21 protein-coding genes and 3 pseudogenes are annotated in these 18083 nt (G+C 71.0%); 8 read left to right on the top strand and 16 right to left on the bottom strand.

Annotated elements, in window-relative coordinates; all coding sequences use genetic code 11:
* Positions 1-152: 152 nt before the first annotated feature.
* Genes OG289_RS40945 through OG289_RS40935 form a run of 3 tightly spaced genes read right to left on the bottom strand, consistent with a single transcriptional unit; the run spans position 153 to position 2064 of the window.
* A complete protein-coding gene (locus OG289_RS40945; RefSeq protein WP_327319056.1) occupies positions 153-911 on the bottom strand; it encodes a hypothetical protein in 759 nt (252 codons plus the stop codon).
* Between the two features lie 55 nt (positions 912-966).
* Positions 967-1242, bottom strand: coding sequence for a hypothetical protein (locus tag OG289_RS40940; RefSeq protein WP_327319055.1), 276 nt, complete (start codon positions 1240-1242; stop codon positions 967-969).
* Positions 1243-1269: 27 nt separating this feature from the next.
* Complete coding sequence (locus OG289_RS40935) at positions 1270-2064, bottom strand: RNA polymerase sigma factor SigF (RefSeq protein WP_327319054.1); 795 nt, start codon at positions 2062-2064, stop codon at positions 1270-1272.
* A 312-nt stretch (positions 2065-2376) separates the two neighbouring features.
* Between OG289_RS40935 and OG289_RS40930 the strand changes: the two are divergent.
* The 5 genes and pseudogenes from OG289_RS40930 to OG289_RS40910 all read left to right on the top strand — a co-directional run.
* Positions 2377-2935 (top strand): annotated as a pseudogene (locus OG289_RS40930) (thiamine pyrophosphate-binding protein); the annotation flags it as partial.
* 384 nt (positions 2936-3319) lie between these two features.
* Complete coding sequence (locus tag OG289_RS40925; RefSeq protein ID WP_327319053.1) at positions 3320-3700, top strand: DUF2795 domain-containing protein; 381 nt, start codon at positions 3320-3322, stop codon at positions 3698-3700.
* The gene (locus OG289_RS40920) at positions 3700-4365 is read left to right on the top strand and encodes a diguanylate cyclase (RefSeq protein WP_327319052.1); all 666 of its coding nucleotides are present in this window, start codon (positions 3700-3702) and stop codon (positions 4363-4365) included. The genes OG289_RS40925 and OG289_RS40920 overlap by 1 nt, the downstream gene beginning before the upstream one ends.
* A gap of 35 nt (positions 4366-4400) precedes the next feature.
* Positions 4401-4943, top strand: a complete 543-nt coding sequence (locus tag OG289_RS40915) for a type 1 glutamine amidotransferase domain-containing protein (RefSeq protein ID WP_327319051.1) — start codon at positions 4401-4403, stop codon at positions 4941-4943.
* A complete protein-coding gene (locus tag OG289_RS40910; RefSeq protein WP_327319050.1) occupies positions 4943-7060 on the top strand; it encodes a catalase in 2118 nt (705 codons plus the stop codon). The genes OG289_RS40915 and OG289_RS40910 overlap by 1 nt, the downstream gene beginning before the upstream one ends.
* 335 nt (positions 7061-7395) lie before the next feature.
* Here OG289_RS40910 and OG289_RS40905 read toward each other — a convergent pair.
* Positions 7396-7665: pseudogene (locus OG289_RS40905) on the bottom strand (DUF6158 family protein); the annotation flags it as partial.
* Positions 7666-7760: 95 nt separating this feature from the next.
* Between OG289_RS40905 and OG289_RS40900 the strand changes: the two are divergent.
* Positions 7761-8880 (top strand): annotated as a pseudogene (locus OG289_RS40900) (baeRF2 domain-containing protein).
* Between the two features lie 78 nt (positions 8881-8958).
* Here OG289_RS40900 and OG289_RS40895 read toward each other — a convergent pair.
* Together OG289_RS40895 and OG289_RS40890 are read right to left on the bottom strand one after the other, a co-directional pair.
* Positions 8959-10578, bottom strand: a complete 1620-nt coding sequence (locus OG289_RS40895) for an ABC-F family ATP-binding cassette domain-containing protein (protein WP_327319049.1) — start codon at positions 10576-10578, stop codon at positions 8959-8961.
* Between the two features lie 79 nt (positions 10579-10657).
* Entirely contained in the window at positions 10658-11317 is a 660-nt protein-coding gene (locus tag OG289_RS40890; protein ID WP_327319048.1) for a histidine phosphatase family protein, read from the bottom strand.
* A gap of 267 nt (positions 11318-11584) precedes the next feature.
* Between OG289_RS40890 and OG289_RS40885 the strand changes: the two genes are divergently transcribed.
* A complete protein-coding gene (locus OG289_RS40885; RefSeq protein ID WP_327319047.1) occupies positions 11585-12406 on the top strand; it encodes a class I SAM-dependent methyltransferase in 822 nt (273 codons plus the stop codon).
* Positions 12407-12448: 42 nt separating this feature from the next.
* Positions 12449-12619 (top strand): hydrophobic protein, encoded by a 171-nt coding sequence (locus OG289_RS40880; RefSeq protein WP_079658576.1) that lies wholly within the window; start codon positions 12449-12451, stop codon positions 12617-12619.
* Positions 12620-12643: 24 nt separating this feature from the next.
* Here OG289_RS40880 and OG289_RS40875 read toward each other — a convergent pair whose 3' ends face one another.
* From OG289_RS40875 to OG289_RS40830, 10 genes are read right to left on the bottom strand one after another with little or no spacing between them, the layout of a single operon-like run.
* Complete coding sequence (locus OG289_RS40875; RefSeq protein ID WP_327319045.1) at positions 12644-12940, bottom strand: gas vesicle protein K; 297 nt, start codon at positions 12938-12940, stop codon at positions 12644-12646.
* Positions 12937-13125 carry a gas vesicle protein gene (locus OG289_RS40870; RefSeq protein ID WP_327319044.1) on the bottom strand — a complete coding sequence of 63 codons (189 nt, stop codon included), beginning with the start codon at positions 13123-13125 and terminating at the stop codon, positions 12937-12939. Before OG289_RS40870 ends, OG289_RS40875 begins: the two co-directional genes overlap by 4 nt.
* A complete protein-coding gene (locus tag OG289_RS40865; protein WP_327319043.1) occupies positions 13122-13922 on the bottom strand; it encodes a GvpL/GvpF family gas vesicle protein in 801 nt (266 codons plus the stop codon). The genes OG289_RS40870 and OG289_RS40865 overlap by 4 nt, the downstream gene beginning before the upstream one ends.
* Positions 13919-14290: a gas vesicle protein gene (locus OG289_RS40860; protein ID WP_327319042.1), complete on the bottom strand. Its 372-nt coding sequence runs from the start codon at positions 14288-14290 to the stop codon at positions 13919-13921. The genes OG289_RS40865 and OG289_RS40860 overlap by 4 nt, the downstream gene beginning before the upstream one ends.
* On the bottom strand, positions 14287-15462 hold the full coding sequence (locus tag OG289_RS40855; protein ID WP_327319041.1) for an SRPBCC family protein: 1176 nt from the start codon (positions 15460-15462) through the stop codon (positions 14287-14289). The genes OG289_RS40860 and OG289_RS40855 overlap by 4 nt, the downstream gene beginning before the upstream one ends.
* Complete coding sequence (locus OG289_RS40850) at positions 15459-16145, bottom strand: DNA primase (RefSeq protein WP_327319040.1); 687 nt, start codon at positions 16143-16145, stop codon at positions 15459-15461. Before OG289_RS40850 ends, OG289_RS40855 begins: the two co-directional genes overlap by 4 nt.
* Complete coding sequence (locus tag OG289_RS40845; RefSeq protein WP_327319039.1) at positions 16142-16405, bottom strand: gas vesicle protein GvpG; 264 nt, start codon at positions 16403-16405, stop codon at positions 16142-16144. Before OG289_RS40845 ends, OG289_RS40850 begins: the two co-directional genes overlap by 4 nt.
* A 7-nt stretch (positions 16406-16412) precedes the next feature.
* Positions 16413-17168 (bottom strand): GvpL/GvpF family gas vesicle protein, encoded by a 756-nt coding sequence (locus tag OG289_RS40840; protein WP_327319038.1) that lies wholly within the window; start codon positions 17166-17168, stop codon positions 16413-16415.
* Positions 17165-17599: a gas vesicle structural protein GvpA gene (locus OG289_RS40835; RefSeq protein WP_327319037.1), complete on the bottom strand. Its 435-nt coding sequence runs from the start codon at positions 17597-17599 to the stop codon at positions 17165-17167. The genes OG289_RS40840 and OG289_RS40835 overlap by 4 nt, the downstream gene beginning before the upstream one ends.
* Before the next feature lie 59 nt (positions 17600-17658).
* Positions 17659-18063, bottom strand: a complete 405-nt coding sequence (locus tag OG289_RS40830) for a gas vesicle protein GvpO (RefSeq protein ID WP_327319036.1) — start codon at positions 18061-18063, stop codon at positions 17659-17661.
* Positions 18064-18083: the final 20 nt, after the last annotated feature.

The following is an 18083-nucleotide window of genomic DNA, read 5'->3' as shown; positions in this document are numbered from 1 at the left end:
GTCTCGTTCGGGCCCGGCGCTCGTGCGTGGCCGGGCGGTCGTACGAGGCTGATCGTGCCCCCGTGCTCTGAGTACCCACTGAGCCCTGTGTCCATGGCCGCTCCCGCGCGTCGCGCCGGTCACAGCGGGGCCGGGCCGGTTCTCCTGCGGGGTCAGGCGTCGTCCCCCGCGGGGTGTCGGCGGCACAGCCGGTGCACGGCGGCGCCGAGCGCGCAGGCGATCAGCAGGCCGCCGGCGGCGAGCGCGGGGACGGAGTCGGTGAAGGCGCCGCCGGCACCGGCCTGGACGCCGTGCTCGACGGTGGCGGGGGCGCAGCCGGTCTCGTGGGACCCCGTGGCGCGGGGCTCGGGCTCGGGCCGTGCGCACGGCTGCGCGGTGCGGCAGGCGTCGGTGCGGCTGGGCGAGGTGCCCTGGGACAGCGGGCACGGTTGGCTCGTGGCGCAGGACGCGCCCGGCGCCGAGGTGCACGGCTGCGTCTCAGGGGTCTCGCCGCGCTCGACGTCCAGGGTCGCGCTCCACGGCTCCCCCTGTGCGCCGGGCGCGGCAGGGCAGGTGCCGTCGACGGTCCAGGCGGCGTCCGGTCCGGCCGCCACCGGGCTCACCTCGAGGTCGGCGGCGGGGGCGATCCGGGCGGTGCCCCGGTAGGCGGTCCCGGCCTGGGCGTCGTCGTTGCCGGGGACCTTGCTCAGCTTGACGGTGCCGTCGGCGAAGGCCTGCGAGGTGGCGTCGAGGCTCTCGGGCGCGGCGGCGGTGAGGGGACCGCACGTGACCGACACGGTGACGCTGCCGCCCGGCGCGACACCGCCCGGGCTGACCTCCGCCGCCGGGTCCGCGGAGGCGGCCGGACCGACGGCGACCAGGACGGCACCGGCCACGGCGAGGGCGGACAGGAAGTGGGCGGTGCGACCCATGAAGCAGCTCCTTTGGCCGACGGCTGCGGGGCGGGGCGTTCCTGCCCCACAGCCATCACAGCCCGAGGAAACCCGGGACGCGCGCGGCCGGACGCCATTGGCGGGACGAGGACCCCCAACCGGGTGACCTCGGCGCCCTCGGTTCTCCGGAAGGCGCCTGGATGTCCGGGAGCACCTGGATCTCCGGGGACACCGGGATGTCCGGGAGCACCTGGATCTGCGGGGACACCGGGATGTCCGGGAGCACCTGCGTCTCCGGAGTCACCTGGATGTCCGGGAGCGCCTGGATGTCCGGGAGCGCCTGGATGTCCGGGAGCGCCTGGATGTCCACGGGGCCCGGTGTTCCAGGAGGCTGCTGTTACGCCGCGTCGTTCAGAACCTGTTCCCGCAACCGGTCACAACACCGGTTGATCAGCCGGGACACGTGCATCTGCGAGATCCCCAGCTGCTCGGCGATCCGGCTCTGCGTCATGTCCGCGAAGAACCTCATGTACAAGATCGCCCGCTCGCGCTCGGGCAGCGCGGCGAGCCGCGGCCGGACGGCCTCCCGGTCGACCACCGTGTCCAGCGCCGGGTCCGGGGCGCCCAGCGCGTCGCTCAGCGAGTACCCGTCCTCGCTACCGGGCAGCTCCGCGTCCAGCGACAGCGTGCTGAAGCTCTCCAGCGCCTCCAGCCCGGTGCGGACGTCCTCCTCGCTCAGCTGCGCGTGCTCGGCGATCTCGGTGACGGTGGGGCGGCGCCCGGGAATGGTCTGGGACAGGTCCTGGGCGGCGAAGCGCACACGGTTGCGCAGGTCCTGGACCCGACGCGGCACGTGCAGGGTCCACATGTGGTCGCGGAAGTGCCGTTTGATCTCGCCGGTGACGGTGGGCACGGCGTAACTCTCGAAAGCGTTTCCACGCTCGGGGTCGTAGCGGTCGACGGCCTTGACCAGACCGAGGGCGGCGACCTGGCGCAGGTCCTCGAAGCTCTCGCCGCGGCTGCGGAAGCGTCCGGCGAGACGGTCGGCCATGGGCAGCCAGGCTTCGACGATCTCCCCGCGGAGTGTGTCGCGCAGGGGCCCCGGGGGCAGGGCGGCGAGTCTACGGAAGGCGTCGGCGGTGTCGGGGGCGTCGTCGTGGGGGTGGTGCTTCGCGTTCGCTCGTTTCGTCATGGGGCGGGCAACTCCCTTGGAAGTGCTCTGGGTTGGCCGGTCCCCGTGGAAGCGCGGCAGCAGCCCGACCGGGCCTGCCGGGGGCCTGCGAAGTCGCGGCCTTCCACGGACGTGCCTCCGGTCCGAAGCACTGTGGCTGCGCCTGCCCCCGGCCCCCGCCCCCAAACACCCGCCCTGGTTTTCCGGCACCCGCGGGGGTCACTCGTAGCGGGTCACGACCTCACCCCGCCGCCCGTCACGCCCCATGTCCCTGCCCCACGTACGCGTTTCCTCCGTGTGCCCGTGTTTCACCGGCCCAGGAAGGCCCCTTCCATGAGCACCAAGGTCTCCGACCACGTCCTGCGACGACTGTGCGAGTGGGGCGTCGAGCACGTCTTCGGTTGTCCCGGCGACGGCATCAACGGCACGCTCGCCGCCTGGGGTCGCGCCGGGACCAGCCGCGTTTCGTGCAGGCACGGCACGAGGAGATGTCCGCGTTCGAGGCAGTCGGCTACGCCAAGTTCAGCGGCCGTCCGGGGGTGTGCGCGGCGACCTCGGGGCCGGGCGCGATCCACCTCCTCAACGGCCTGAACGACGCGGAACTCGACCACGTCCCGGTGCCCCGATCGTCGGGCAGACGCACCGGAGCGCGATGGGCGGCTCGTACCAGCAGGAGGTGGACCTGCACTCGCTGTTCAAGGACGTCGCCTCGGAGTTCGTGGAGACGGTGACGGTCCCCGAGCAGCTGCCGAACGTCCTGGACCGGGCGATCCGCACCGCGTACGCCCGCCGCTGCCCGACCGTGGTCATCGTCCCCGCGGATGTGCAGGAGCTCGAACACACCCCTCCCGCACACGAGTTGAAGACGGTGCCCTCCAGCTTGGACCGCACCGCGCGAAGTTCGCGCACCCGGACCGGCCGGCGATCACGCTGGTCGGGGGCGGGGCGATGCAGATGAACGGGCTCGCGGAGCTGATCACGGTGGCGAAGTACAAGGACCTGTGGCAGGACCCGCGTCTGGTCGTCGCGATCTGGAACAACCGAGAACGTCGCCTTGAGGCAGGCGGCGACCAGGTCGTCCTTGCTGGTCGTCGAAGGCGCGAAGGCCACCGCCCGACCCGTCAGGGGTCACGCCCATTCGGCCGGGCACCCACACGGGCCCGGCCGGTCCGGGTCGCGCGAACTCTTTCCTCATGTCCGGCAGCCGACCCCGTGTCGGCTGCCCGTCCTCGGGTACGCGGGGGCCACCGGCAAAGATCTGGAGGGAGAGACAGACATGCAGCGAGGCAGTGACCGGCTGAGCGTGCACCGGGACGACGAGATGAAGCACGAACTCCAGGGCCTGCTGAGGTCCGGACATCCCACACGAACGGAGGAGTGGCACGACCCCGAGCCGTCCGCCGAGGACGATCCCGAGATCTGGGGCGGGCCGGTGGTACCGGGCAACTCCAGGGCGTCGCTGGCGGCGGTGCGGCTGGAGCTCGCCCGGATCCTGGGCCGCAGCTCCTTCCCGGCGGGGCCGGGCGCGCTGGCCACGGGCCTGCGCCGCAAGAACGCGCCCGACGCGCTGGTGGAGGCGGTACGACGGCTGCCGCACCGGGACCGCTACGCCAACGTCCAGGAACTGGCGGAGGCGCTGGTCGGGGGCAGCGGCTGATGGGTCGGGACCGGGCCGCCGGGACAGCCGCCACCGGCACCACCGTGGACGTCGGCGACGCGACCGCCCGCTATCTGCTGTACGGCCTGCTGCCCAGCTGGTTCGTGCCCGGTCTCGCCGACTGGGCCATGCACCGACGGACCCGGATCGAGGACACGGCGGGCACGAAGGAGTCACTGATCCACACGCTCATGATGGCCGAGGTCGGCGTCCCGATCGCGTTCACACTGCGCTACGAGGTCAACCCGCTGCTGCTGTCCGTGCAGCTGGCGGGCGCCGCGGCGCACGAGGCGACCGCCCTGTGGGATGTGCGGACCGCCGTGCGCAGCGAGCGCGAGGTCAAGCCCATCGAACAGCACATCCACAGCTTCCTCGAGGCACTGCCGTTCGGCGCGCTGTCCGCCCTGATGTGCCTGCACGCCGACCAGGTGAAGTCCCTGCTGCGGGGCGGACAGGGCGATCCGGACGCGTGGCGGCTGGTGGCGCGCAGGCGCCCGCTCTCGCCTGGCTACCTCGCGGGCATCGCCGCGGCGGTCGGCGCGTGCGTGGCTCTGCCGTACGGCGAGGAGCTGCTGCGGTGCCTGCGTGCGGCCCGGGCGAGGAAACAGGGGAAACGGGGGAAACAGCTTGTCGGTGACGACTGGGCCCGCCGACAAGCAGCGTGACGACCGCAAGGACACGGAAAGGACGTTGAACTCTCATGCGCATCGCGTTTCTGACGGCGCCCGAAGGCGTCGAGCAGGTCGAGCTCACCGACCCCTGGCAGGCGGCGGTGGACGCGGGCCACGAGCCCGTTCTGGTGTCGACCGACTCCGGTGAGATCCAGGCGTTCAACCATCTCGACAAGGCGGACACGTTCATGGTCGACGAGGTCGTCGGTGAGGTGTCCGCGGAGTCCTTCGGCGGGCTGGTCCTGCCGGGCGGCGTCGCGAACCCCGACTTCCTGCGCACGGACGACAGGGCCGTGGCGTTCGTCAAGGCGTTCTTCGAGCAGGGCCGCCCGGTCGCCGCGATCTGCCACGCCCCGTGGACCCTCGTCGAGGCCGACGTCGTACGCGGCCGCGTGCTGACCTCGTGGCCGAGCCTGCGGACGGACATTCGCAACGCCGGCGGCAGCTGGGTCGACGAACAGGTGAAGATCTGCGACCACGGCCCCAACAAGCTCGTCACCAGCCGCAAGCCGGACGATCTGAAGGCGTTCTGCGAGGCGTATCTGGATGTGTTCGCCGAGGAGGCGACCTGATGGACGCGACCCCGTTCCCGAACGACCGCAAGCAGGAGCAGCGGGAGGCCTTCCGCGCCGAGGATCCGGCCGGCGGGCCCCTCACCACCGACCAGGGCGTGGAGGTCGACCACACCGACGACTCGCTCGCCGTCGGCGAGCGCGGTCCGACCCTGATGGAGGACTTCCACTTCCGGGAGAAGATCACCCGCTTCGACCACGAGCGGATCCCGGAGCGGGTGGTGCACGCGCGGGGCGCGGGCGCGTACGGCTACTTCGAACCGTACGAGTCCTGCGCGGAATTCACCCGCGCGGCCTTCCTCCAGGACCCGGCGGTCCGTACGCCCGTCTTCGTGCGGTTCTCCACCGTGCAGGGGCCGAAGGGGTCCGCGGACACCGTGCGGGACGTACGCGGCTTCGCGACCAAGTTCTATACGTCGGAGGGAAATTACGACCTGGTGGGGAACAACTTCCCGGTCTTCTTCATCCAGGACGGCATCAAGTTCCCCGACTTCGTGCACGCGGTGAAGCCGGAGCCGCACAACGACATCCCCACCGGCGCCTCCGCCCACGACAGCCTGTGGGACTTCGTCTCGCTCCAGCCGGAGACCCTGCACGCCATCATGTGGCTGATGTCGGACCGGGCGATCCCGCGCAGTTACCGCATGATGCAGGGCTTCGGCGTACACACCTTCCGGTTCGTGAACGCCGAAGGGCGCGGCACGTTCGTGAAGTTCCACTGGAAGCCACGGCTGGGCGTCCACTCGCTGGTGTGGGACGAGGCCCAGGAGTGCCAAGGCCGCGATCCGGACTTCAATCGGCGCGACCTGTGGAACGCGATCGAGGCGGGCGAGTACCCGGAGTGGGAGCTGGGCGTCCAACTCGTTCCCGAGGAGGACGAGTTCGCCTTCGACTTCGATCTGCTCGACGCCACGAAGATCATCCCGGAGGAGCAGGTGCCGGTCCGACCGATCGGCCGCATGGTGCTGAACCGCAACCCGGAGAACTTCTTCGCCGAGACCGAGCAGGTCGCCTTCCACACGGCGAACGTGGTGCCGGGCATCGACTTCACCAACGACCCCCTGCTCCAGGCGCGCAACTTCTCCTACCTGGACACCCAGTTGATCCGGCTGGGCGGCCCCAACTTCAGTGAGCTGCCAGTGAACCGGCCCCTCGCACCGGTCCGTAACAACCAGCGCGACGGCTACCACCAGAGCACGGTCCACCGGGGCACGAACTACTTCCCGAACTCCCTCGGCGGCGGCTGCCCGGCACACGCGGGCGTCGACGGGAAGGCCTTCACGCACTACACGGAACGGATCGACGGCGCCAAGATCCGCCGGCGCAGTCCGAGCTTCCAGGACCACTACAGCCAGGCGGCCCTCTTCTTCCACAGCATGACGGACTGGGAGAAGCAGCACATCGTGCAGGCGCTCCGGTTCGAGCTGGGGAAGGTCGACGCCCGGGCGGTGCGAACCCGCACGGTCGAGGAACTGGCCAAGGTGGACGGCGAGTTGGCCCGCCAGGTGGCGCGAGGCATCGGCGTCCCGGACCCCTCCGGGACGGATCCGGAGCCTGCGTACAAGCTCTCCTCCCCCGCTCTCAGCCAAGAGTCGCTGCGCGGCGACGGCTCGATCCGCACCCGACAGATCGCGGTCCTGGTGGCCGACGGGGTCGACGCCGAGCAGGTGACGTCGGTGCGCGAGGTGCTGGCCGGGGAGGGCGCGATCGTGGAGGCGCTGGCGGCCACGGACGGCAGCGTGTCGGGGACCGACGGAAAAATGCATACAGTCGACCGTGCACTGCCGACCGTCGCCTCCGTGCTGTACGACGCCGTCCTGCTCCCCGGCGGCCCCACGGGCACCCCGTCGATCATCTCCGACCCGGACGCCATGCGCTTCGTACGGGACGCCTACCGGCACGGCAAACCGGTCGGAGCCCTCGGTTCCGGGGTGGGTGTGTTGTCGACGCTGCAGCCCGAGGGGCTACGACTGTCCGCCGAGTTCCATCGAGTGGTCGCCGACCAGGGCGTGGTCACGGACACCTCGCCGGGGACCGCGAGCGCGGAGTTCGTGCGGGAGTTCATGACCGCGATCGCGGCGCACCGACACTGGGACCGGCCGCCGGTGCGCTGCTGACTGCCGACGGACGTATGCCGGTCGGTCGACGGACGACGGACGGCAGACGGCAGACGGCAGACGGCAGACGACAGACGACAGACGACAGACGACAGACGAGCGTCGGCGGTCGCCGGGAGACTGTAGACAGTGGACGGCAGACCGCAGCCCCCCAGACGGCAGACCGCAGACCGCAGACCGCAGACCGCAACGAGCAGTCGGACGGCTCGACGGGTCGGACGGCTCCGGTCGGCTCAAGCCCCGCCGGGGCCGCCCGTCGTTCCCGAGCCCCACTTGCCGACGGGAGTCCCCGCCGAGGCGCCCTCCGCCGTTGCCCGCGGCCGAGCCTGGCGCGCCGGGCCCCCGTTCTCCCCGGCGGCCCGCTCCCTGGCCCCCTCGCGGGTGCGGCCCGGGGAGACGAATCGGCGTGGGTTGCGGCGCAGGTACTCGCCCTCCAGCTGGGCCATGCGGTCGTTGTGGGTGCGTAGGGCGTCGTTCGAGCCGTACAGCAGGGTGTCGTGGCGCGTGCGGTGGATCGTCTCCAGCTCTTTCATCAGCTGCTGGTCGTCCAGCCGGTCCGGGTCGACTCCGGTCATGGTGGTGCCCCGCTCGTCGTGTTCGTCCATACGGTTCGGGTACCCGGCCCCGGGAAGCACTACCAGCACTACCAGCGCTGCATGCACTACCAGCACTACCCCCGAGCGGCATCCGGGAGGGAGCCATGGATCTCGCGTTTCTGCATCCACTGTACGAACATTCGGGCCCCTGGGCCTCCGTGTACGTCGACACCTCCCGGCACACGGAGAACACGCCTCACGAACGTCAGCTCACGGCCGCCGCGATGGCCCGTGAGCTGGCCCGGCAGGGCACCGACGACGCCACCTGCCGGGCCGTCGAGCAGGCCGTCGAGGAGCTGCGGCACTCCTCCGAACCGCACGGCCGGGCCCTGTTCGCCCGCACCGGAGAGGTCGTCCTCGACCCGCCCACTCGGCCCTGCCGCCCCGGAGGGCGACCGGGCCGAGTGGGCGGCCCTGCCGCGGGTCGCACCGCTGCTGGAGCTCGCCGACCAGGACCCGGTGTGCGTGGTGGCGTACGTCGACCGCAAGGGCGCGGCGTTCGAGCTGCGCAGCGGGCTGGGCCGGGAGCAGGCGGGGACGGTCGCCGGTCGACAGTATCCCGTACACCGCACGTCGGCCGCCGACTGGTCCGAGCGGCACTTCCAGCTGAAGGTGGAGAACACCTGGGAGAACACCTGGGAGCACAACGCGGCGGAGATCGCCGACGCGCCGGCCGTCTGCCAGGAGGAGACCCGCGCCGATCTGCTGGTCCTGGTCGGTGACGACCGGGAGCGGCGAGCCGTCCACGACCGGCTGCCGCAGCGGCTGCACGACCGCGTGGTCGAGGCTCCGCACGGCGTGGGCAGCAGGCTGCTGGACGAGGACGTGGAGGCGGCCCGAGCCGAGCACTCCCGACGGCAGGCCGAGACCGAGCCGGAACGGTTCCTCGCGGCTCGTGCACCGGACGCCGAGGGACGCGCCGCGGCCGTGGAGGGCGTGCCCGCACCGGTGGCGGCGGCCCGCGAGCACCGGATCGACGAGCTCCTCATCCGCGCCGACGGTCCGGATGCCCACCGCGAGGTGTGGATCGGCGAGGATCCGGACCAGGCGGCGGTGCGCCGTACGGAGCTGAAGACGCTCGGCGAGCAGCACTCGTGGGCGGCCCGTGCGGACGATGCGCTGATCAGGTCGGCCGTCGCCACGGACGCGCCCGTGCTCATGGTGCCCCCGGCCGACGAGGAGGCGCCGGTGGGCGGCCTCGGCGCGCTGCTCCGCTGGAAGTGACCCCCGCGCCCCTCTGGAAGTGACCCCCGTCGGCCGCCCGAACCGCTCCGGTTGCCCGACCGCTCGCGACCGCTCGGGCTACCTGGCCCGCTCCACGCGCCGCTCGTCCCACACCGGCTCCGGGGTCTCCCGGACCCGGCCGTCCGTGCCGAAGACCAGGTAGCGGTCGAAGGAGCGGGCGAACCAGCGGTCGTGGGTGACGGCGAGGACCGTGCCCTCGAAGGCCTCCAGTCCCTCCTGGAGTGCCTCGGCGGACTCCAGGTCGAGGTTGTCGGTGGGCTCGTCGAGGAGCAGGGCCGTGACACCCTCCAGTTCGAGCAGCAGGATCTGGAAGCGGGCCTGCTGGCCGCCGGAGAGCCGGTCGAAGGTCTGCTCGGCCTGCTGGGTCAGCTCGTACCGGCGCAGCCGGGACATGGCCGCGCCCCGGTCCTGGGCGTGTTCCTTCCACAGGATGTCCAGGAGGGTGCGGCCCAGCAGCTCGGGGTGGGCGTGGGTCTGCGCGAAGTGCCCGGGCACCACGCGCGCGCCGAGCTTCCACTCCCCCGTGTGCGCCACGGTGTCGCCGGCCAGCAGGCGCAGGAAGTGCGACTTGCCCGAGCCGTTGGAGCCGAGGACGGCGACCCGCTCGCCGTAGAAGACCTCCAGGTCGAAGGGCTTCATCAGACCGGTGAGCTCAAGTCCCTTGCAGGTGACGGCCCTTACCCCGGTACGGCCGCCCTTGAGGCGCATCGTGATGTCCTGCTCGCGCGGCGGCTCCGGCGGCGGGCCGGCCTCCTCGAACTTGCGCAGCCGGGTCTGGGCGGCCTGGTAGCGGGAGGCCAACTCATGGCTGATGGAGGCGGCCTGACGGAGATTCAGGACCAGCTTCTTCAGCTGGGCGTGCTTCTCGTCCCAGCGGCGGCGCAACTCCTCGAAGCGGGCGAAGCGTTCTCGGCGGGCCTCGTGGTACGTGGCGAAGCCGCCACCGTGCACCCAGGCGTCGGCGCCGGCCGGACCGGGCTCGACGGAGACGATCTTCTCGGCTGCGCGGGAGAGGAGTTCGCGGTCGTGGGAGACGAAGAGGACCGTCTTGCGGGTCTCCTTCAGCCGTTCCTCCAGCCACCGCTTTCCGGGCACGTCGAGGTAGTTGTCGGGCTCGTCCAGCAGCAGGACCTCGTCGGTGCCGCGCAGCAGCGCCTCCAGCACGAGCCGCTTCTGTTCGCCGCCGGAGAGGGTGCGCACGAGGCGGAACTGGGCCTTGTCGTAGGGGACGCCGAGCGCGGCCGCGGTGCACATGTCCCACAGCGTCTCGGCCTCGTACCCGCGCACCTCCGCCCAGTCGGAGAGGGCCTGCGCATACTGGAGCTGGGCGGCCTCGTCGTCGACGGTCATGATCGCGTGCTCGGCCTTGTCGACGGCCCGCGCGACCTCGCGGATACGGGGCGGGGCGACGGAGACCAGCAGGTCGCGCACGGTCGTCTCGTCGCGTACGGAGCCCACGAACTGGCGCATCACACCCAGGCCGCCGGTCACGGTGACGGTCCCGCCGTGCGGTTTCAGCTCGCCCGAGATCAGCCGCAGCAGGGTCGTCTTGCCCGCGCCGTTGGGTCCGACGAGGGCCACCACGGCCCCTTCACCGACCCGGAAGGACACGTCGCCGAGCAACGCCCTCCCGTCGGGGAGGTAGTACTCGAGGTGCGCGGCTTCCAGGTGTCCCATGAGGAGGCATTGTGCGGGCCGCCCACGGGCTGCGGCAAACCGATAGCCGCGCAGGCCCGGGAACGCGCAGGCTCGCCCGTCAGCCGCCGGCGCCCTCCACCGGCTGCCCCGCGGGTCCGGCCTCCTCCGCCGGCACGACCGTCTCGCCCGCCCAGGACAGGGCCTTCCAGCCGTCGGCCGGGGACCCCTCCAGGACGACCGTGCCGGTGTTGGCGAGGCGGTGGGCCGCGGCGAAGGGGACGTCGACGTTGCCGGCGCGGGTGGCCGACCAGGCGCGGATCGCGGCGCCGTGGCTGACCAGGGCGACGGTCCGGGCGCCGCTCGCCGCGGCCTCGGCGACCACGGCGTCGTACCGGGCGAGGAACTCGGTGCCGTTCTCGCCGCCAGGCATCCGCCGGTCCACGTCGCCCGCCGCCCAGGCGAACACCGTGCGCATGTAGAGCTCGCCGGACTCGGAGTCGCCGGGGAGCATCTCCAGGTCACCCGCGGAGATCTCCCGGAGCCCGTCGCGGACGAGGACGTCGAGACCGCGCGCGGCGGCCAGCGGGGCGGCGGTGAGCTGGGTGCGCACGAGGGTGGAGGCGTAGAGGGCCTCGATGTCCTCGTCGGCGAGGGCCTGCGGCAGGGCGGCGGCCTGCTGTTCGCCGAGTCGGGTGAGGCCGGGGCCGGGGACGGCGGTGTCGAGGAGGTAGTCCACGTTCGTGGGGGTCTGGCCGTGACGGACGAGCAGCAGTCGCATGCGGTGACCCTCCGGTGGCAAAGCCGCGGTCGAAGCCGCCCCCGAGTAACGGCCACTTCAGCGTACCGGCAGCGGATGAGCCCGGACATGGGCCCCCCGTCTCGGGCCGGGCGGGCTCGAAGCCCGGCCGTCTCCGCGCCCGCGCGATATCTGACACTCAGTCAGTCCATATAGCAGAACAAACCGTCTCACTATGCGGCCATCGGCGTACGGTGAGGACACCGGGGAGCCGGTGCGGAGCCGGTCCGTCGAAGAAGGGGCAGAGCCATGCCGAATGCGCAGGAGACCGCCGTCTACACGCACGGACACCACGAGTCGGTGCTGCGTTCGCACACCTGGCGGACCGCCGCCAACTCCGCGGGCTACCTGCTCGGCTCGCTGAAGCCGCACATGAAGGTCCTGGACATCGGCTGCGGGCCGGGCACCATCACCGCCGACCTGGCCGCACTGGTCCCCGACGGGCACGTCACCGGCGTCGACCACGCGCCGGGGATCCTGGAGCAGGCACGGGCCACGGCCGACGAACGCGGCCTGACCAACATCGACTTCGCGGTCGCCGATGTGCACGCCCTGGAATACCCCGACGACACGTTCTGCGTCGTCCACGCCCACCAGGTGCTCCAGCACGTGGGCGACCCGGTGCAGTCGCTGCGCGAGATGCTGCGGGTGACGAAGCCCGGCGGGTACGTCGCGGTCCGCGACGCGGACTACGCGGCGATGACCTGGTACCCCGCCTCGCCCGGTATGGACGACTGGCTGGACCTGTACCACCGGGTGGCCCGGGCCAACGGCGGTGAGCCGGACGCCGGACGCCGGCTGAAGTCCTGGGCGCTGGCCGCCGGCTTCACCGACATCACGGCCACCTCAGCCACCTGGACCTTCAGCACCCCCGAGGAGCGGGCCTGGTGGAGCGGCCTGTGGGCCGACCGCACCCTCGCCTCGGCGTACGCGGAGCGCGCCACGCGGGGCGGCCACGCCACGGTGGAACAGCTGCGCGCCGCGTCGGCGGCCTGGCGGGAGTGGGGGCAGCGGGCGGACGGCTGGTTCGGTGTCCTGCACGGAGAGATTCTGTGCCGAAAGGAAGTCTAAATTCTGGATTCCAGGAAACCCGGAATCCAGGAGGTTCACACTATGGTTCCCATCTTGCTGGTACTGCTGCTGGTGCTGATTCTTTTCGGTGCCGGATTCGCAGTGAAATTGCTGTGGTGGATCGCGATCGCGGTTCTCGTCGTCTGGCTGCTGGGTTTCCTGTTCCGCGGAACCTCGGCAGCGGGAGGCAGGGGCCGTTGGTACCGGTGGTGAGCTGATCCCGGGATTTCCGTAACGTCATTCCCGGGGAAGCAGCGGTCCGAGCGGCCCGAGGTCCAGATTCAGGTCCTCGGGCCGCAGTCCGTAGCGTTCGCGCAGCTCGGTCATACGGTCGTCGAGCAGCATCAGCGTGAGGCCGATCCGCTCCTCCTGCTCCTCGCTCAGATCGCCCGTGTCGAAGCGGCGCAGCGCCTGCCGTTCCATCAGCTGGCGCAGCAACTCCACGACGGTCAGCACGAGTTTGACCAGATCGCGCTCGACGGTGTCGGGCTCCAGGTCGAGACGCTTACGGTTACGGCTGGGACGGTCCGTCACAGCAACTCCCCCCAGGGCGACGGCACCTGGTCGTTGACCGAGCTGATCAGCGCGTTCAGGTCGATGCGGACCAGGTCGACGTCCGCGATGCGCAGGGTGATGTCCCCCGTGACGACGACCCCGCCGGCCAGCAGCCGGTCGAGCAGGTCGACGAGGGCGACCTCACGGCGCTCCACGACGGTCATGCACCCTCCTCCCCCGGCTCCCCCGGCTGCCCGGCCCCGGACTCTCCGGCGGACTCCACGAAGGAATAGGCCGCCCATGGTCCGGTGAGTTCCACACGCAGTCCGGATTCCTCTCCCTTGGTGCGATCCACGATTTCCACGAATTCCTCGGATTCGGCCCGCGGCACGAGATAGGCGGCGTTCAGCACATTCTGTCCGGGAGCCTTGGACAGGGCGGCGTTCTGCGGCGGATGGAGGCGGGCGTCGTCGGCGTGCGCGGACAATGTCGTGTGCAGGCGCCCGGCGAATCGCTCGGCACGCTGCCAACTGTCCTCGTGGGCACGGGCCTTCGTGCGCCGCTGCATCAGGTAGTCACGGCCCGAGGCGGGCTTGGCCGTCGTCGGCTCGGCCTCCTGCGCCTCGGACGCGACGTACACCTTCACGCCCCACTCGACCCGCCCCTCGAGCCGGTCCAGGGTGCGCCGGAAGTCGTCCTCGCGCTCCTCCATCATCACGCGGACGCCGCTGTCGTCCCGGAACACGGTGGCGAGCCGCAGCGGCAGCGGAGTGGTGACGGCGGTGAGCGCGTCGATCACCTGCTGGTGGGCACGGGCGGTCTCGGTGAGCCAGTCCAGGTCCTCCAGATGGCGACGGAGCGGCTCCTCCGCGAAGTCCCGCTCCGGCACATGGCTGACCACGGCGACGAGACCGCCGTGGGTGAGCAGTCTGGGCGGATCGCCCGCCACGCCCGACAGGTCGGCCTGGAGGGGCGCGCCGAGGGGGTGGCAGACGGCGTACACGTAGCGCAGTCCGGTCACGGGGACTCCTCTCGGACGTTCCTACGGGCGGTCCGGGGCGCTTCCTCCCGGGCAAGGCCCGGCTCCAGTTCCTCCAGCCGCGCCAGTCGCTCCCGCAGCTCGGCGTTCTCCCGCGCGAGCTCCTTGCGCCGGGCGCCGGAGGACAGGGCCGGGTCGTCCTCCCACCAGTCGATGCCCATCTCCTTCGCCTTGTCGACGGAGGCGACGATGAGGCGGAGCTTGATGGTGAGCAGCTCGATGTCGAGCAGGTTGATCCGGATGTCGCCCGCGATGACGATGCCCTTGTCGAGCACGCGTTCCAGGATGTCGGCGAGGTTGGCCCCGCTGCCCTGGCCGTACGGCTCCGGAAGCCGGCTCGGCATGCTCATCGCCGGCTACCGCCCTTGGCGTAGGCTTCCTCGTCCTCGGGCTCCTCCTCGTCGTACTCCTCGTACTCGCCCTCGGCGCCCTCAGGCTCGCCCTCCTCCTCTTCCTCCTCGTACTCGCCCTCGGGCTCCCCTTCCTCGTCCTCGGCGTACGGGGCCTTGTCCTCGGCCTCGTACTCCTCATCGTCCTCCCCGCGGCCGTCCTCGGCATCCCGCGCCTCGGCGCCCTCCTCGGGCTCGCCGTTCTCCTCGCTCTCCTCGCTCTCCTCGCTCTCCTCGGCCTCCTCGGCCACCGCGTCCTCATGCGAGCGGACGACCTCGCCGTCGCGGATCTCACCGCGCCAGCTGTCCTCCGCCTCCCCCTTGATGGTGATGAAGCGGGAGAAGTTCTTCAGATCGAGGCGGGCTCGGCGGCCCTGGGCGCGCCAGATGTTGCCGGTCTTCTCGAACAGGCCCGAGGGGTAGTACTCGATGACCAGCAGGATCCGGGTGAGATTTTCGGCGAGTTCATGGAAGGAGACGACGCCCTTGGTCGTACCCTTGGCGCCCTCGGAGGTCCAGGCGATCCGGTCGTCCGGCACCTGTTCGGTGGTCTTCGCCTTCCAGCTGCGGTTGGACCAGAAGACCTTCGCCTGCCAGTCGCTGGTGGTTTCGTCGGCGCGGTTCGCGGCCTTGACGCCCTTGGCGAAGGTGCTGAAGTCCTGGTACTGCGTCCACTGGTCGTAGGCGGTGCGCAGCGGTACGCCGACGTCGATCGTCTCCATGATCACGGTCGGCTTCTTGCCCGCGCTCTTCTTGCGCTTGCCCTTGCCGCCGAGGTTCTTCAGGGCACTGGTCACCTTGTCCTTGGCTCGCGAGGCGCCGAGCTCGAGCGCGGAGCGGAGCGGCCCCTTGCCCTCGGCGATCTTTCGACCGCCATCGAGGGCGAGTTTGGCGAAGCCCGGGCTGTTGCCCTCGGCGATGTCGTTGAGTTTGGCCGTGGTCTCCCCGAGCTTGTGGCCGACGCCGGTCAGCAGGCGCGTGGCCTGCGCGGCGAGGTACTCCTGCACCTCTTCCTTGAGCCGGTCGGCGGCCTCGCTGTGGACCACTCCGTCGAGCGGGGTGCCGCCGGCCGCCTTGCCGGCGCCGGAAGCCGCAGACGTGGCTGACTTGGCGGATCCGAGGGTCTCGGTCATCGGTCGCCGCCTCCCTTCGGCCGCCGGGCGCGGGAGCCGCTGCCCGAGGCAGTCCTGGATGCGGTCCGCGTGGCCGTCTTCCCGGCCGACGCGGTCCTCTTCTCGGCCGTCCTGCGGGCCGGGGCCTTCTTGGCGGGCGCCTTCTTCGCGGCGGCCTTCTTGGCCGTCTTCTTCGCCGGCGCCTTCTTCGCCGCCGTCTTCCTCGGCGGTTCCTCTTCCTCGTCCTCGTCCTGCTCCTCGTCCTCCTCGGAGGTGTCCTGCGGCTCCTCGTCCTCTACCTCGCCCTCTTCCTCGTCCTGGGCGTCCTGAGGCTCCTCGTACTCCTCGTCGGCCTCCTGCTCGCCGTCCTCGTCCGTGCCGGGCACGACGCCCTCGAGCTGGTCGCGCACCTGGGAGGTGCGGCCGTGCAGCCGGTCCGCGAGCGCGTCCATCTGCCGCTCGACCATGGCGCCGGAGGCGGCCTTGCCGACCCCGCGCAGATCCTGGCGCAGCTGGTCCCCGATCTCCTTGAACTGCGGGTTGTCCCGCAGTTGCTGCGAGAGAAGGTCCCCGAGCGCCCGCGGGGTCAGGTTCAGCTTCTTGCCGGCCACCAGCGAGCCGATGGCGAAGGCCATCTTCAGTTTCTTGGTACGTCCGAGGACGTATCCGGCCCCGACCGCGAGGCCCAGTCCCATTCTGTTCATCGTGCCGTCCCGTCGTCCGTTCCCGCGTTACCGCGCATCGCGATCTCCAGCCGGTCGAGGAGTTCGTCCTCCATCCGGTCGAATTCCTCCTCGGTGATCTCATCGGCCTCCAACTGCTCTTCGAGCCTGGCGAGTTCGGCCCGGATGGCGGAGGGGTCGTAGTAGATCCGCTCGGCTTCCCGGACCAGCTGCTTGATCACCCATCCGCTGCCGCGCACGGGGGCGAACGGCAACAGCAGCACCTCTCCGACGAGTCCCACGGCACACCTACTCTCCGGTGGTCGTCTCGGCGGGCTCGGACGGTCCGGGCTCGACGAAGCTGTACGGCGGAAGCGGCCCGTTGAGGCGCACATCGAGGTGTGGATGCGCCTGGCGGAGCCCGTCCACCGCCTCTGCGAAGCCCGCGGCCGAGTCCCGGTCGACCAGGAACGACACGTTGGCCAGCCAGCCCGTGGACTCCGGGCCCACGCTGACGGCCGCGGCGAGCGGCTCCAGGGCCTGCTGGACTATGCCCGCGTCCTCGGCCTCCTGGCCCTTGACCGCGGCGGCGACCATCTCGCCGAGTTGCAGCTTCTGCTCGTAACTGCCGCCGCCCGCCTGACGGTTGGCCTCGGCAAAAGCACGCAGCTCGGAGTTGGACGCCATCACGTGGTGCAGCACGGCCTCCTCGACATGGGTGGCCTTGACGTTGTACTCGACCTTGTCCTCGAGGGCCCGCAGGCGTTCCTCGTAGTGGTCGGTGCGCTCGGCGAGCACTCCGGTGACGGCGCTGTCGTCGGGGGCGACACTGCCGAACCGCATGGGCAGCAGGGTGCCGCCGGCCCCGGCCTCGGCGAGCACGGTCTGGTGGGCGAGCAGGTCGCGGCGCTTGGGGCGCAGTCCCTCCGGCGCGTCGCTGACGATCGCCGCCAGTTCGCCCTCCTTCAGCACGCGCACCGGCATGGGCGGGTCACCGACGCCACCGAGGTCCTGTGGAACGGCGGGGTGCGAGCTCGACGTGATGCCGTAGACGTACGTGCTCACTCCTGTTCCTCCTTACGGCGCGTGGTGGTGGTCTTGCGGGGCCGCGGCCTGGACTCGCGCTCGCCGGACGAGCCCTCGTCACGGGCCTGATGAAAGGCGTCGGAGATGGTCTCCGCGGCACCGGACAGCGCGCCCTTGGACTTGCCGCGCGCGCCGGACTCGGTGACCTCGCCGACGATCTCGGGCAGCCCGGGGCTCTTGCGGGGCCCTGCCTCCAGGTCGAGGCGGTTGCACGCCTCGGCGAAGCGCAGGTATGTGTCGACGCTGGCCACGACGACACGCACGTCGATCTTGAGGATCTCGATGCCGACCAGGGAGACCCGCACGAATGCGTCGATGACGAGCCCCCTGTCGAGGATGAGCTCCAGAACGTCGTAGAGGCCGCTGGAGCCGCCTCCGCCACCGGACTGCTGGGCCGGGACTACGGTCATGCCGGCCGCACCTCCTTGTCGTGTAAGTGATTGATCGGGGCGTTCTCTCGCCGAGCGGCCTACCGGCCGCCGGCCCTGTGTGTGTCGGCCCGCCCGCGTTCGTAGCGGCGAACGCGCCGGTAGCCGGTGAGCTGCCCCTCCGGGTCGAGCTCGACCTGGTAGGTCGCCATGAGGCTCATGGTTTCCGGCACCCGTTCCAGTTCGAGGACCTCGACATCCAGGGACCAGCCGTCCTCGGTCTGCGCGAAGGACGAGGCGCTCTCGGCGGTCATGCCGGTGAGTTCGGCCAGCTGGGCGAGCGCATCGCGCAGTACCTCCATGGGCCTCGGCCGGTCGTCTGCCACGCTGTCGCCCTCGCCTTCCTGTCTCCGTGAAGTCCGCGGCTCACGCACGTGCTCCGAGGTACTTGAATCCTGGGAATCATGTGAAGTTCGTGACTGTGATGTGCTTTTTGTGTTGACCATGGCCACCTCTTCCTCCGGGT

Origin of the sequence: Streptomyces sp. NBC_01235 (genome assembly GCF_035989285.1) — a bacterium.
Lineage (GTDB): Bacteria > Actinomycetota > Actinomycetes > Streptomycetales > Streptomycetaceae > Streptomyces.
The sequence above is the reverse complement of the archived record's forward strand: the minus strand, read 5'-3'. Positions and strand labels throughout refer to the sequence as shown.